At 45.6% G+C, this 15417-nt stretch carries 10 protein-coding genes; 7 read left to right on the top strand and 3 right to left on the bottom strand.

The annotated features are described in order from the left end of the window. Nucleotides 1-8: 8 nt before the first annotated feature. The gene (locus H8K32_RS19045) at nt 9-968 is read right to left on the bottom strand and encodes a bile acid:sodium symporter family protein (protein ID WP_186914149.1); all 960 of its coding nucleotides are present in this window, start codon (nt 966-968) and stop codon (nt 9-11) included. A 384-nt stretch (nt 969-1352) separates the two neighbouring features. On the opposite strand from H8K32_RS19045, the gene pepF reads away from it, so the two are divergent. The 4 genes from pepF to H8K32_RS19025 all read left to right on the top strand — a co-directional run bounded on the left by pepF (nt 1353) and on the right by H8K32_RS19025 (nt 7314). Continuing rightward, on the top strand, nt 1353-3218 hold the full coding sequence (pepF, locus tag H8K32_RS19040) for an oligoendopeptidase F (protein WP_186914148.1): 1866 nt from the start codon (nt 1353-1355) through the stop codon (nt 3216-3218). 233 nt (nt 3219-3451) lie between these two features. After that, nucleotides 3452-4051 (top strand): hemerythrin domain-containing protein, encoded by a 600-nt coding sequence (locus tag H8K32_RS19035; protein ID WP_186914147.1) that lies wholly within the window; start codon nt 3452-3454, stop codon nt 4049-4051. Nucleotides 4052-4579: 528 nt separating this feature from the next. Then, nucleotides 4580-5473 (top strand): DUF1186 domain-containing protein, encoded by an 894-nt coding sequence (locus tag H8K32_RS19030; RefSeq protein ID WP_186914146.1) that lies wholly within the window; start codon nt 4580-4582, stop codon nt 5471-5473. Between the two features lie 566 nt (nt 5474-6039). Further along, on the top strand, nt 6040-7314 hold the full coding sequence (locus H8K32_RS19025) for a dicarboxylate/amino acid:cation symporter (protein ID WP_186914145.1): 1275 nt from the start codon (nt 6040-6042) through the stop codon (nt 7312-7314). Between the two features lie 175 nt (nt 7315-7489). Here the strand turns inward: H8K32_RS19025 and hrpA are convergent, their stop codons facing one another. After that, complete coding sequence (gene hrpA, locus H8K32_RS19020; protein WP_186914144.1) at nt 7490-11707, bottom strand: ATP-dependent RNA helicase HrpA; 4218 nt, start codon at nt 11705-11707, stop codon at nt 7490-7492. Nucleotides 11708-11847: 140 nt separating this feature from the next. Here hrpA and H8K32_RS19015 point away from each other — a divergent pair, with 140 nt between their 5' ends. The 3 genes from H8K32_RS19015 (at nt 11848) to H8K32_RS19005 (ending at nt 14895) form a co-directional block, all read left to right on the top strand. Continuing rightward, complete coding sequence (locus tag H8K32_RS19015) at nt 11848-13122, top strand: tetratricopeptide repeat protein (RefSeq protein ID WP_186914143.1); 1275 nt, start codon at nt 11848-11850, stop codon at nt 13120-13122. 103 nt (nt 13123-13225) lie between these two features. Further along, on the top strand, nt 13226-14536 hold the full coding sequence (gene argA, locus H8K32_RS19010; RefSeq protein ID WP_186914142.1) for an amino-acid N-acetyltransferase: 1311 nt from the start codon (nt 13226-13228) through the stop codon (nt 14534-14536). An 86-nt stretch (nt 14537-14622) separates the two neighbouring features. Then, entirely contained in the window at nt 14623-14895 is a 273-nt protein-coding gene (locus H8K32_RS19005) for an oxidative damage protection protein (RefSeq protein WP_186914141.1), read from the top strand. A gap of 63 nt (nt 14896-14958) precedes the next feature. Here the strand turns inward: H8K32_RS19005 and H8K32_RS19000 are convergent, their stop codons facing one another. After that, the gene (locus H8K32_RS19000) at nt 14959-15321 is read right to left on the bottom strand and encodes a hypothetical protein (protein ID WP_186914140.1); all 363 of its coding nucleotides are present in this window, start codon (nt 15319-15321) and stop codon (nt 14959-14961) included. Between the last annotated feature and the right edge of the window lie 96 nt (nt 15322-15417).

The following is a 15417-nucleotide window of genomic DNA, read 5'->3' as shown; positions in this document are numbered from 1 at the left end:
CACACTCCCTATCGTTTGGCGTAACGTTGAGCAAGAACCGCACAAACCATCAGTTGCAATTGATGGAATAACATTAATGGTAACAATACCATACCAACAGATCCACTGGAAAACAAGACTTTGGCCATCGGTACGCCACTGGCGAGGCTCTTTTTTGAGCCGCAAAACACGATGGTGATCTCGTCTTCTTTGCTAAAACCCAGGCGGCGGCTGACAAACATCGTCAAACCCATAATCAGCGCCAACATCACCGCGCTCACACCCAAGATACTTAGCAACATCATTTTTGGCACTTGCGCCCACAATCCCTGCACCACCGCTGCGCTAAAAGCAACAAATACCACCAATAATATGGAACTCTGATCGACCATTTTTAAGACTTGCGCATGACGGGTAATCCAGGCCTGCAAAAATGGACGCGCCAACTGCCCCAGAACAAAAGGCAGTAGCAACTGCAACACAATATTGAATATTGCATCCATGGATGAATGCCCTTCCCCCTGAGTCTTAAGCAACAAACTAACCAACAAGGGCGTGATAAAAATACCGAGCAAATTACTGGCTGAGGCACTGCAAACTGCAGCAGAAATATTCCCGCGAGCAACCGATGTAAAGGCGATTGAGGATTGCACCGTTGAAGGCAACATGCATAGAAATAAAATGCCGACATACAAATCCGGCGTCAGTATTGGCAGCAATGCAGGCTTGAGAAGCAAGCCCAGAACCGGAAAGGCAACAAAGGTCACCAACAACACCAGCAAATGCAAGCGCCAGTGCGTCAGACCCGAAATCACCGCTTCACGCGAAAGCTTCGCGCCATGCATAAAAAAGAGCAGTGCAATCATCCAGACCGACAATTGCTCAAAGACCTCCGCCACAGCACCACGCGCCGGAAAAAAACTGGCGATCAAAATAACGCCGAGCAAAAGTAAAGTCATGTTATCGGGCAAAAAACGTGGGCGCTGCATATTGTCTCCAGAAAACAAGATAAATCGATTGTACTCGAAACGCTTGCCACGACGCCAAGACGTTGATGAACAACACTTGTGAATAAAATTACCGCAATCGAACCAAAGAAATTCGCAATACAACACAACAAAATCGTAGAAAAGCTAGCAAAGCACTTCAAAACCAAAGATTCTTTTGAATTGAATTAATTTTAAATTTAAACACTATAAAAGTACTTCATTCGTGTGGGTTTCGCTGTATATTTTTGGTCTTTCAACAATTAATTAAGGGCTTTCGTAGCGCTCTATTTTTCGTAACAAACGTGATCCGGCAAACGTTAAAACGACAAATGCCTATCCCTATAATGCGAAAAGCAGCGCCCCCAAATTGCCCTCGGAGACCCCATGAAACGTACATTGATTGCCGGTTTACTGGCGCTGGCTTTTTCCATCCCTGGCTATAGTTACGCAAATCTTCCGAATGACATTGAAGCAAATCAGTGGAATCTCAAGGATTTGTATATGGATCGTGCGGCATGGGACAAGGATGCCAAACATCTGGAAACCCAATTAACTCAACTTGAAAAATGCAGTGGTCACCTCGGTAGCAATGCGAAACAATTCAAAGAATGCCTGGATCTCACCAACGACATCCTTAAACGATACGCACGCCTAGCAAACTATGCAGCCCAATATCGTGACCAGGATACCGGCAACAATGCAGGCCAGGATATAGCACAAAGTGCAGAAATTCTCGGCAGCAAAGTTGAATCCGCCAGTTCTTTCCTGCGCCCGGAATTACTCACATTAGGTCAAAAGAAAATAGACGCGTTCCTGGCACGCGACAAATCGCTGGCAGGGTATGCGTTTTATTTGCATGATATCCTGCGCGGCTCGAAACATACTTTAGACAAAAAAGGTGAGGAACTGGTTGCTACATTCGGCATGGCAACCAATGCCGCTAGCGCAGTCTATGCAACCTTATCCAATGCCGATATGCCTTGGCCTAAGCTTAAATTATCTAATGGCGAAGAAGTAGTGATCGATCAATCGGCTTACACCAAATACCGTGCATCAGGCAATCGTGCCGACCGCAAACTCGTATTTGATGCATTCTGGGGTAAATGGAAAGAATTTGAACGTAGCTATGGCGTGACGTTTTATGAACAGTTGAAAAAAGATTCCGCCTATGCCAAGGTACGCAACTACCCCGACTCGCTGACCAGCGCTTTGGATGGCAACGACCTGCCACGTGCTGTCTATGACACCTTAGTCAGTCAGACTCAAGCCAATTTGCCGACCTTGCATCGCTATTTCCAATTGCGTGCAAAAATGTTGGGCGTGAGTGACTTGCGCTATTACGACATCTACCCCGCTTTGGTCACCGGCAATTATCACTATCCGATCGAAGACGGTGTCAAACTGATGCTGGCGTCAGTGAAGCCTTTAGGTGAAGACTATGTCGCAGCAATGACAAAAGCCACGACTGAACGTTGGATGGACGTGTACCCTCGTCCACACAAACGCTCCGGCGCCTACATGTCTGGCACTGCTTACGACGTGCATCCGTATTTGCTGCTGAATTACAATGACGACTATGAGTCAGTCTCGACATTGGGACACGAGTGGGGTCATGCCATGCACTCGTATCTGGCAAACAAAAACCAGTCTTTCCTGAATTCTGATTACCCAACCTTTACGGCAGAAATTGCATCGACGACAAACGAGGTCTTCTTACTCGACCACATGTTAAAAATCGCCAAGACCGACGATGAACGCTTGTTGTATCTGGGTTCCGCACTGGAAAACCTGCGTGGCACCTTCTTCCGTCAAGCGATGTTTGCTGATTTCGAACGTGAAGTTCATGCTCGCGTCGACAAAGGCGAATCGTTGACTGGCGAAGGTCTGAGCAAAATTTACGGTGACATTCTGAAACGTTACCACGGCGACAAAGAAGGTGTCATGAAAATCGATGACACCTATGCGGTTGAATGGGCTTACATTCCGCACTTCTACAATCGTTTCTACGTATTTCAATATGCAACTTCAATTGCTGCGGGATCAATGTTTGCCGACGAAATTCTCAAAGGTGAGCCTGGTGCGCGTGACAAGTATCTGAACATTTTAAAAGCAGGCGCTTCAGCTTATCCGTATGATCTGGTCAAAAATGCTGGTGTCGATCTGGCTTCACCTGCGCCATATCAAGCGGTGTTTAAACGTATGAACACCATTATGGATCAAATCGAGGCAATCCTCGCCAAGCGCAAGTAAAATCTTTGCACTGAAAAAAGTAGTTCGCACAAGTCCAATTTTGCGATTTACATAAAAATCCCCGCTGTGCATTGTACGTGCAGCGGGGATTTTTCGTTTGATACCAATATTCGTCCAGACAGCAACAACTAGCCATTAGTGCCAAAAACATTCTTTGATACGCATCAAAAACACTTTGGTATTAGAGGAGTACATTTAAAGAAACAATTTGAAGACTATTTTGGAGACTATTCATGGCCACACGTAACTTCCACCCTGTCTCTGTCGACATTATTCAACACGAACACGAACATTTATCCGCTGTCATTCAAGGCATGTTGTACTTTGTACGTGGCATAGAAAAAGGCGGATCAGCTCCTGATCTGAAAGTTTTCCGCGCTATGCTGTACTACATCAGCGAATATCCGGAAAAAGTCCATCATCCCAAAGAAGATAAATTTTTATTCGCAAAAATTAAAGAGCGCACTCACCAGTTGGACGCAGAGTTAGACGCTCTCATCGAACAACATAGCAAAGGTGAATTACTTGCACATCAATTGCAAGATGCTTTACTTCGTTATGAATTTACTGGTGCAGAAGCCTTCCCACATTTTCATCATCTTGTTGAACAATATGTCAAATTTTATTATGCACATATGACAACCGAGGAAAAAGTGATTATCCCGATTGCGAAACAAGTCCTCAACATCAACGACTGGCAAGAAGTTGATCAGGCCTTCATTAAAAATCGCCAACAGCTCGATGATGCTGGTGAACGCTATCGTTACGAACAATTATTTTCAATGATAGTCAATATCAGCCCGGCGCCGATAGGGATTGCAGATCCTTTATAATTCACCTCTATGATCTCAACATCCCACAGAGATCACACTTCTTTCTTTTTAGTCTCAAGATGCGCAAACCATCAGGTTCGCGCATTCTGGTGTTGCAATAATCATTAGAATCCAACAATGTGGGCGGATTAACCGCAACGCTCTGGTTCAAATGAACATCATTGTGCGAAATTTCTTAGATACAGTTGAAGACGCATCCAATCAAATTAAACATAGTCAGAGTTAGGTGTCGCGATTTCGTGCCAATTAAAAGCCACAACTAACCAAATCAGGTCAACAAATCCTCTTCAAAAAAGACAGGCCTTCACATTTCAAGATTGCCCCTGTTCAATCGTTGCGCCTGCATAGGCCACAAGCAAACCCTAGCCATTTTAAAAAAGAAAACTTCCAAAAACAAACGCATGTCAACACCTGAATATAGCTTTTATCTATATTTGGTTACGCTTTTTTTCGCTTAAATTGGATGCAGACTGATATACTCTTTCTCATCCATCCCACCTGATTTTTCTACTTACAGACGCGAAAAACATGTCACAAGCCTGGCTCACTCTGCGCGAACAACTTGAATACTTTTCGACCCCATTTCCACGTGCGGCGATTGCGTTTGCGGAGGAGCACAAGGACGAAGTCACGCCATATTTCATTGAAGTGCTGCAAAATACCGCTAAAAATCCAGAGATCACGGAAGATGGCGACTACATGCTACACATGTATGCAATGCACTTACTTGCTTCATGGCGCGCGACGGATGCTTATTTACCCATGCTTGCAATTGGCAGCTTTGCGGACGACGTTATTGACAGCATGATGGGTGACGTGGTTACTGAAACCTACGGGCGCTGCCTGGCTTCAGTATGTGACGGTAATGTCGAATTACTTAAGCAACGTTTTGAGGATGAACAAACTAGCATCTGGTCACGCACGGCAGCACTGATCGCATGGCAGGTCCGTGTCATTGCTGGTGAAAATGACAGAACTGAATTACTAAATTACCTGAGCGTCCGTGGCGAATTGATTGCGCAACAACGCAAACATGCAGATCAGGGGGACGCGGTTTTATTGGAAACCATCGTTGACGTCGCAACGGTTCTTTGCGCGGCTGAAATGGCGGAACAAGTTAACCGTTGGTTTGCCGATCAATTGCTCGACCCACAAATGAGCGATCAGGACTGGTTTAATGAACACATCTCCCTCAATTACGAAGCTAGCCGCGCTTTAGAATTAGAACATGGCAAAGGCTATGTACACGATGTAGAAAAAGAAATGGGTTGGTGGTCGGGATTTCATAAAGAGACCCAGGCAAATTTCCGCAACGTCTATACGCAACATACAATACGTAAAGAACCCAAAATTGGCAGAAACGATCCTTGCCCCTGCGGCAGCGGCAAGAAATACAAAAAATGTCATGGCGTGGATGTTTAAACTTTTTGCACGACAACGCATTTATTAAGCAAAAGCCAGCAGATTTGAGCCAAAGAACAAGTCATGTCTTCAAATTTTTGCGGTTCTTACAATTGCACCATAAAAACAATCTCCCCTTCAGAAAACCACATTTATTACCAAAATAAATAGCAATTTAAATATTTATTTCACCCTACACATCTTTTTTCCGCATTTTATTCAAAAATGTGACGCGCAATTGTGGTTTTCCCTAATATTTCGTTTTTTTTGTTAGTGCCATGATGCGAGCCCATTGTGCCTATACCAAACACACGCGCTAAAGACGAGTGAAGACACACTGAAATAGCCCTTACTGGCAAACACAAAAAGATCAAAAGTCTCGGTGTACTTAATTTGGCATGTTCGATATATCGGCCATGCCCGAATCCCTTTGAGAATTTTCAATTCTTCGCATCGTTTTACGACAATCTGGTGTTACCTATATCGATGCGCAGCAGATTAATGACCAGATCAATTGAAAATTTTTGCTTTTAAAAACTGAATGAAGGGTGCGGACGAAACACCGTCTGCATGAAATTGGAGGAACTATGAAAAAAGCATCATCCACCCCGATGATATTTGCAGCGATGGTAGCGGGTATCGCGGTCGGCTATGTATGCCATGAAACCTGGGCAACAACCAAGTTCATGACAGACCTGGCAGGATATTTTTCGATCGCTACTGATGTGTTCTTAAGACTCATCAAAATGATCATATCCTTGCTGGTATTCTCAACCTTGACCGTTGGCATTGCTCACCTTGGCGATACGAAAACAATTGGCCGCGTTGGTATTAAAGCGATGGGCTGGTTTGTTATTGCTTCCCTGGCCTCATTGACTATCGGTATGTTACTGTCAAACGCATTGCAATTAGGCACTCATCTGGGTTTGCCACTGCCGGATGTCAATGCAAGCACCAATTTGAAAACCAGTGCGTTTTCATTGAAAGATTTTATTAGCCACTTGTTCCCAAAATCTCCGATTGAGGCGATGGCAAATAATGAAATCTTGCAAATTGTGATCTTTTCCATTTTCTTTGGTTCTGCCTTAGCAAATCTTGGTGAGTCCGGTAAGAAGCTCTCTGGCATGATCGATGAACTGGCTCACGTCATGTTGAAGATGACTGGTGCCATCATGAATCTGGCGCCGATCGCCGTCTTTGCTGCGATGGCTTCCGTGATCACAACTCAGGGTCTTGGTGTATTAGTGACTTTCGCAAAATTCATGGCAGGCTTCTACTTCGGCCTGGCGATTTTGTGGGGTTTGCTGATTTTGGCTGGCTTTGCTTTCATCGGCAAACCTATCTTCCGTTTGATGCAATTAATTCGCGAACCCTTCCTGGTTGCGTTCTCGACTGCAAGTTCTGAAGCTGCTTATCCTAAGATTCTGGATGCACTCGATAAGTTTGGTGTTAAACGTAAAATTTCCAGCTTTGTATTGCCTATGGGTTATTCGTTCAACCTCGATGGTTCGATGATGTATTGCACGTTTGCAGTATTGTTCATCGCTCAGGCATATGGCATCGACTTACCGATGAGCACACAGATCACTATGCTGCTGTTGTTAATGGTCACCTCCAAAGGTATGGCGGGTGTGCCACGCGCTTCACTGGTCGTGATTGCTGCGACATTAAATCAATTCAACATCCCTGAAGCTGGCTTGTTGCTGATCATGGGTGTCGATCAATTCCTGGACATGGGACGCTCTGCAACGAATGCGGTGGGTAACTCCATCGCCGCAGCCGTCATCGCGAAGTGGGAAAATGGCCTTGATACCGAAGCGCATTTAACATCTGTTCCAACAACAGTGAAAAAAGTAGCCTGATCCTCTATCGGATCAAATCTGAACAAAAATCAAAATGGTGGCACCTATGGGTAGCCACCATTTTTTTTGCTTCATTCAATAAAATAAATTGCAAATAAAAGTACCGTGAACAATAAAGGCTTACAGAAAACGTTCTTCTGCAAGCCTTTATTATTGGTGCATCACTCAAGTATCCCTAGCGCTGCATACTTTCCCATACTTTTTGCAAACGTTTAACCGACACCGGCATCGGCGTTCTCAGTTCTTGCGCAAACAAAGATACGCGCAACTCTTCCAGCATCCAACGGAATTCCAACATCTTAGGATCGATATCAGATCCATGCCCGGATTTGCGCGGCGTGCGCTGCCAGGCTTGTGCCACACTATTCCATTCAGCCATCAACTTTGCATCCCTCGCTGGATCAGCACGTAGCTTATCAAGGCGAATGGTGATCGCTTTCAGATATCGAGGGAAATGCGCCAACTGAGTAAAATCTGTATCAGCAATAAAGCGTTTGGTGATTAACATTTGCAATTGATTTTGCATATCAGCAGCCGCCTGGGCGTGCGCTTTAATACCTTGCAACTTCTTAGGTAAACTATGAAATTCTGCCAAAATCTGGCCTGCCAAACGCGCAATCTCATTCGCCAATAAATTCAGGCGTGCTTTACCCTCTTCGCGACGAATATTGAACTCGCCAGAATTGGTCGGCAAAGGTTGTTGCAAACAAGCGCGTTCAATTGCAGTTTGTATGATCTGTTCGCGTAGTTCTTCTTGCGAGCCCAAGGCCATAAACTGCATACCCATTTGCTGCAAGCCGGGGATATTTTTTTCCAAAAATTTAACTTGTTCTTTCAACTGCAACGCAAACAAGCGGCGCAAGCCTATGCGATGTATGCGTGCCGCTTCATCCGGATCATCGAACACTTCAATGTGACAGTGGCTTTGCTTATCGACCAAAGCGGGGTAGCCAATCAAGGTTTGTTTGCCTTGCTGCACTTCCAATAACTCAGGCAAACTATCGAAAGTCCAGGCAGTCAAATTCTCCTGCTTCAATACTGGCGTAGAAACCTGATTGCGAGCTGCCAAGTTGGCATGTGGCGCCTGCACAGTATTTTTCTGCACCGTTTTTGTCGCGGCTTCGTGTTGACTACCATCGAGTAGTGCCAATTTTTCCGCACTGGCAATTTTTTGAAAACTTTCGCGCGCCTGACCACCAAATTCTGCCCGCAGATTAGCCAGATTGCGCCCCATATCTAACTGGCGACCATGCTCATCAACGACTTTAAAATTCATCGTCAGATGGACCGGCAAGGTTTCAAATTTAAAATCAGTCGTTTTGCAGAGCAAGCCTTTTTGTTCGCGTATATCCGCAATCACGGCATCGAGAAAATTGCCTTTACCAAACTCATTTCGTTCACAAAATCCGGCTGCATATTCGGGCAAAGGCACACAATGGCGGCGAATTTTTTGCGGCAGAGATTTGATCAACAAATGAACCTTTTCTTTGAGCATACCCGGCACCAACCATTCACTCCGATCGGCAGATACCTGATTCAATGAAAACAGCGGCACAGTCAATGTCACACCATCACGCGGGCTACCTGGTTCAAAATGGTAGCTGAGTTGCAGCGCCACCCCTGACACTTGCATATTCTTGGGGAATAAATCAGTAGTGACACCAGCCGCTTCGTGCCGCATCAACTCTTCTTTATTCAGATATAGCAATTTAGGATTCGCTTTACTGGCCTCTTTATACCACTGCTCAAACAACACGGCGTTATGTACATCTGGAGGTAGGTATTGATCATAAAATGCAACAATCAGGTGATCATCCACCAAGACATCCAAACGACGTGATTTGTGTTCAAGGTTTTCGATCTCCCGAACCAACTTTTGGTTGTAAGCAAAGAATGGCGAGCGAGTTTCAAATTCGCCTTCCACCAAAGCTTCACGAATAAAAATCTCACGTGCTTCTGCTGGGTGCGTCAACCCATACTGGATCCGACGTTGGCTATACACCACCAAACCATATAAAGTGGCCCGTTCAAATGCGGATACCTGCCCAGCTTTCTTTTCCCAACGTGGCTCGCCATAAGATTTTTTCAGCAAATGACCGCCAATTTTTTCCAGCCACTCTGGCTGTATCTGGGCAATACAACGTCCGTATAATCGCGAGGTATCAACTAATTCTGCGGCCATAATCCAGCGCCCGGCTTTTTTCGCCAGACTGGAACCCGGCCAGATAAAGAATTTGATACTACGCGCACCCAGATAGTGCGCCTCTTCTTCCGACTTATAACCAATATTGCCTAACAGACCTGTCAGTAAAGATAGGTGTAATTGCTCATAGGTCGCTGGCGTTTCATTCAAGCGCCAGCCTTGCTCTTTGACGATGGTCAGCAACTGCGAATGCACCTCGCGCCATTCACGCAAGCGCATCTGGCTCAGGAAATTACTACGGCAATTGTCTTGCAACTGACGATTGGTTTTCTTGTGCTCGATGGCATCCTCAAACCATTTCCAGATTTTCAGATACGACAAAAATTCGGACTTTTCATCAGCAAATTTCTTATGCGCCTGATCAGCAGCGGCTTGCGCCTCCATAGGCCGGTCGCGAGGATCTTGCACCGACAACGCCGCAGCAATGATCAGTACTTCTTGCAAGGCCTGATTATCTCGCGCAGCCAAAATCATGCGGCCAACCCGCGGATCTAAAGGCAACTTAGCGAGTTGTCGACCGACCGCCGTCAGTTGATTGGCATCGTCCATCGCACCAAGTTCTTGCAACAACTGATAGCCGTCTGCAATCGCACGACCAGGTGGTGGTTCGATGAATGGGAAGGTCTCGACATCAGTCAAGCGCAAAGACTTCATGCGCAAAATAACGGCTGCCAACGATGAGCGCAAAATTTCTGGTTCAGTAAACCGGGTACGTTGGTTAAACTCCTGTTCGTCAAACAGCCTGATACAAACACCGGCAGAGACGCGGCCACAACGCCCCGCCCTTTGATTGGCTGCCGATTGTGCAACCGCCTCAATTTGCAATTGCTCTACTTTATTGCGATAGCTATAGCGCTTCACACGCGCCAGGCCAGTATCAACCACAAAACGTATGCCGGGCACCGTCAAAGAAGTCTCAGCCACGTTGGTCGCCAGCACGATACGCCGCGCATTCGAAGCTTTAAATACACGCTCTTGCTCTTGCGCAGATAGTCGGGCAAACAAAGGCAAAATTTCTACATGCGGCGGATGATGTTTGCGCAAAGCTTCAGCGGCGTCGCGAATTTCTCGCTCACCCGGCAAGAACACCAATACATCACCAGATCCAATACGACACAATTCATCGACTGCATCGGTAATAGCGGTCATTAAGTCGCGCTCTTTGTCTTTTTCGGTGTCCTGTATCGGCCGGTAGCGCAACTCGACTGGATACAAGCGACCGGATACCTCTATCACCGGCGCCGGAACGATCTGGTCACCTTTTGTCTGCGCAAAATGATTAGCAAACCGCTGCGCATCAATGGTTGCCGAGGTGATGATGATTTTCAGGTCACGCCGTTTAGGCAACAACTGCTTCAGATACCCCAACAAAAAGTCAATATTGAGGCTGCGTTCATGCGCCTCATCGATGATGATGGTGTCGTATTGGCGGAGCAATGGATCGGTTTGCGTTTCCGCCAGCAAAATACCGTCCGTCATCAATTTGACCGATGCGCCCTTCGTTAAGGTGTCGGTGAAACGTACTTTGAAGCCAACGTGCTCGCCTAAAGGCGAATTCAATTCTTGCGCGATACGCTTTGCTGTTGATGAAGCTGCAATACGACGCGGCTGGGTGTGACCGATTAAACCTTTTTGCCCTCTCCCCAACTCAAGACAAATTTTTGGCAACTGTGTCGTCTTACCAGAACCAGTTTCACCGCAGACGATAATCACTTGATGCTTTTGCAACGCCTCAGCAATATCGTCCCGACGACCAGATACGGGTAATTCTTCCGGATAAGTAATGACCGGAGGTGGATTGCGAAACGGTAGTTCAGCCTCGCCTGGCAAAGCAGGGGTTTTACGACGTTCAGAAGTTAAATGTACGCCTTGAACAGATACCACTGAAGGCGACCGGGTTTCAAGACCTGCGGCATGCTTGCCGGCTGGCTTATCGACTGGCTTATCGACTGGCTTATCGACTGGCTTATCGACTGGCTTATCGACTGCACTTGCAGGTACAGCAGCATTTTGAGCTTGTGGCCGCGCTCCAATTGACGAAGTTTCGGGCACAGTCGCATTTGTAACAGCAGCAGGAGTCGCTGCTGCCTGACGTAGTTGCTGACGTAGATCACGCAATCCAGACAAACCATCTATCGTGGTACCGGCGGCTGATTTGGGGTGTTTTTTAGGGGAATGATTAGAAGACATAGCGGTGCGCATTATCCCAGATTTTCATTCTTCACTGTGAATCAAGAGCCATGAATGCCACAAAAATACTTTAGTTTATTTTTTTAGCTGAATGTATATACTTAAATCCATTTAGACGATAACAAAACCAGAGGCACAAAATGCAAAATTGGCTGTCAGGATCGCTTAACCTGCTACAAACGAAGCTGGCCGCTGAGAAGCAATGTGTGCAAGGAAGCAACGTGTCGGAAACGAATCGTCGCAGTGCTACGTTTTTTCAACTTTTGCTGGCCATAGCATTTTCCGGCGTACTGAGCGGATGCAACAGTGTAAAAATCACGCCCTCATCGAATGAGCTATTTCAAGATTCTATGTTTCGGGCACCTACAGCAAAAATAAATCCGGATGAAGTTTTCGCGCTAAGCGATGAAATGAGCACCTACCTCCGTAAAGAACAAGTCAAATCAAACATTCTAAGAAATGGATTGAAACAAGGTTTATTTAAAATGATTTCAAATAACAAATCGATGCGGATTGAATACGATGCCGAAATGACGCGCAATGCCGCACAAACTTTTTCTTCTCGATCTGGCAATTGTTTATCTCTTGTGATTTTGACTGCCGCTTTTGCAAAAAAATTAGAATTACAAGTTCAGTTTCAAAAAGTCGTCCAAGACAATAGCTGGAGTCAGTCAGACAACCTAATGTTTGCCGTGGGCCACGTCAATGTTAATTTATCTAAGAAAGCAACATCCAACATAGGAAGTTATGATGGCAGTCAAGCATTAATAGTTGATTTCATGCCATCTGAGAATTTACAAAACCAAAAAACCATACCGATAGATGAAAAAACAATTCTGGCAATGTACATGAATAACCGGGCGGCAGAACAACTTTCACAAAATCAAATCGATGAAGCATATTGGTATGCCAAAGAAGCAATAAAACAGGACCCCTCCTATCTGAGCGCCTACAATACCCTTGGTGTTGTTTATCGCCGTCATAACAATCTGCATCAAGCCGAACAAGCATTTCGTGAGATATTAAAATATGACACAAACAATCTGATTGCGCTCGCTAACTTAGCTGAGCTATTGCAGAAATCCGGACGTCTTGAAGAAAGTCTGGTCGTCACAAACACCCTTCATCAACTCCAGCCTGTCGCGCCTTTTTATTACTTTGACCTCGGGAAAAAAGCACTGCAAAACGACCATCCCGTCGAAGCGATTAACTTAATCAAAAAAGAGTTGGATCGAGATCCTTATTACCATGAGTTTCATCTATGGTTAGCATTGAGCTATATCCGACTTGGAAATCTGAACGAGGCAAAAAAAGAATTAGCGTTAGCAAAAGAAAATAGCATCACCCATAGTTCTTTTGATTTCTATACCAGCAAAATGGAACGTCTCAATGCAAGCTTATCAAATTCACACTAAAAACATGCGTTGCGCAAGTTGACTTAAAAAGAGCGCATAAATTTGATTGCACGACTTAATCAGAACTGGCTACCAACCCCAAGTCTCAGATTATAATAAGCGCATGGAAAATCCCGTTCAATTCGTTGATTGGCTGCGCTCCGTCGCGCCTTACATTCATGCCTTCCGTGGCAAGACTTTTGTGGTCGCCTTTCCGGGCGAACTGGTGATGGCAGGCGCCTTGCCTGTCCTGGCACAAGATTTGTCGCTACTGCACGCGCTTGGCATCAAAATCGTAATTGTGCATGGCTCAAGGCCGCAGGTTGCCGAGCAATTGGCACTGCGAAACGTCGAAGGCCAGTTTCATAACGGAATTCGCATCACCGATACCGCTGCACTCGAATGCTCTAAAGAAGCGGCGGGTGAATTACGCCTCGATATCGAAGCCGCTTTTAGTCAGGGTTTGCCAAATACGCCGATGGCGCATGCCGCTATCCGGATTATCTCTGGCAACTTTGTGACTGCCAAACCTATCGGCATCGTTGGCGGTGTCGACTTTGGCCTCACAGGCACAGCGCGTAAAGTTGCTTACGATACGATCCACAGAATTCTCGATGCTGGCAACCTGGTTTTATTGGGACCACTAGGCTTCTCACCGACCGGTGAAGCCTTCAATCTGACGATGGAAGACGTGGCAGTTTCAGCCGCGACCGCGTTACGCGCAGACAAACTGATCTTTATTTCAGAAACACCGATGATGATCGATCAGGATGGCGATGAAATCCGTGAATTGTCGTTTATTCAGGCAGAGCAAGAGCTCAAAAAGAATTACCTGCCTCTGGATTCTGCTTTCTATCTGGAGCATGCGATCAAGGCATCACGCGGCGGCGTACCCCGGATACATATCGTGCCTTACGAAATGGATGGCTCGACACTACTCGAAGTCTTTACCCATGATGGCGTTGGCACCATGGTGTCCTCAGAAAACCTCGAAAGTTTGCGTGAAGCGACGATTGAAGACGTCGGCGGCATTATTAAACTGATCGAGCCGTTAGAAGCTGACGGTACTCTGGTCAAACGTGGTCGCGAACTGATCGAACGCGAAATCAATTACTTCTCCGTCATTGAGCATGATGGCGTGATTTTTGGTTGCGCGGCGCTGTACCCATTCCCATTTGACAAAATGGCAGAAATGGCATGCCTGACGGTCAATCCCGACGTGCAAAGTCAGGGCGACGGCGAACGCATCCTCAAACACATGGAAAAGCGCGCACGCCGGGCAGGTTTCCACTCTCTATTTGTACTAACCACCCGCACCGAACACTGGTTCCTCAAGCGCGGTTTTGTCAAAGCTTCGGTCGATGATCTTCCTAAAGACAGACAAAAAATGTACAACTGGCAGCGTAAGTCTTTAGTGTTGATCAAACAATTGTGATCGGTAGCGCATCATTAAGAAAATGAAATTTGACTTATAATCGCTGCTGTTTTTAAGTATCTACAGGTTTACAAAGGAGTATTATCATGGCCCGTATGGTCCACTGCATTAAATTAGACAAAGAAGCCGAAGGCTTGGACTTCCCTCCTTACCCAGGCGAATTGGGTAAAAAGATTTATGAAGGCGTGTCCAAAGAAGCATGGGCTGGCTGGATGAAGCACCAAACCATGTTAGTCAATGAAAACCGCCTGAATCTGGCAGACATTCGCGCCCGCAAATACCTGGCAACGCAAATGGAAAAACACTTTTTCGGTGACGGTGCCGATGCAGCTGCTGGTTACGTACCACCGACAGAATAAAAATTTGGTTTCTATTCAAAAAAAATGCCCGCTGCTGCGGGCATTTTTTCATCGGTTATTGATTCATTTGGAATTGCGAGAAGTGACATTTAGCGCTTCAAAAAGATATGGCGGCAAACCAAAGGACATATCTCCCTCCATAGTAAATACAAGACACCAAGAATAATCTTCAACTATAAAATAATGGTGTTGAGGAATTGAGAAAATTGCATCTAAATGCTTGACAAATACATAAACTGACGACAAAAGTGAAAAATTAATTGCACTATCTCCAATATAAATAACTCGCCCTTTTAATCTATGAATTTCGACCATTTTTTTAAAAAAAGCAGAAAATGCTGATAGCTGAAGATTGGCTGATTCTTCTTTTAACTCAATAGCGCCTGGCACTTCACGAGCCTGTAAGAAATTCTGTGTAAATGCCACGGAACAAATTAGTGATCGTATTTTTGAATGCGGTCACCAAACTCAATCATAAAACGATTTAACGCCATACGCCAATTTTGAATAGGCATTGTCCAT

The sequence above is a fragment of the Cognatundibacterium jejuense genome, assembly GCF_014284255.1.
In the GTDB taxonomy this organism is placed as follows: Bacteria; Pseudomonadota; Gammaproteobacteria; order Burkholderiales; family Burkholderiaceae_D; genus Undibacterium; species Undibacterium jejuense.
Note: the sequence above shows the minus strand (reverse complement) of the source record. Positions and strands in the feature narration are given on the sequence as shown.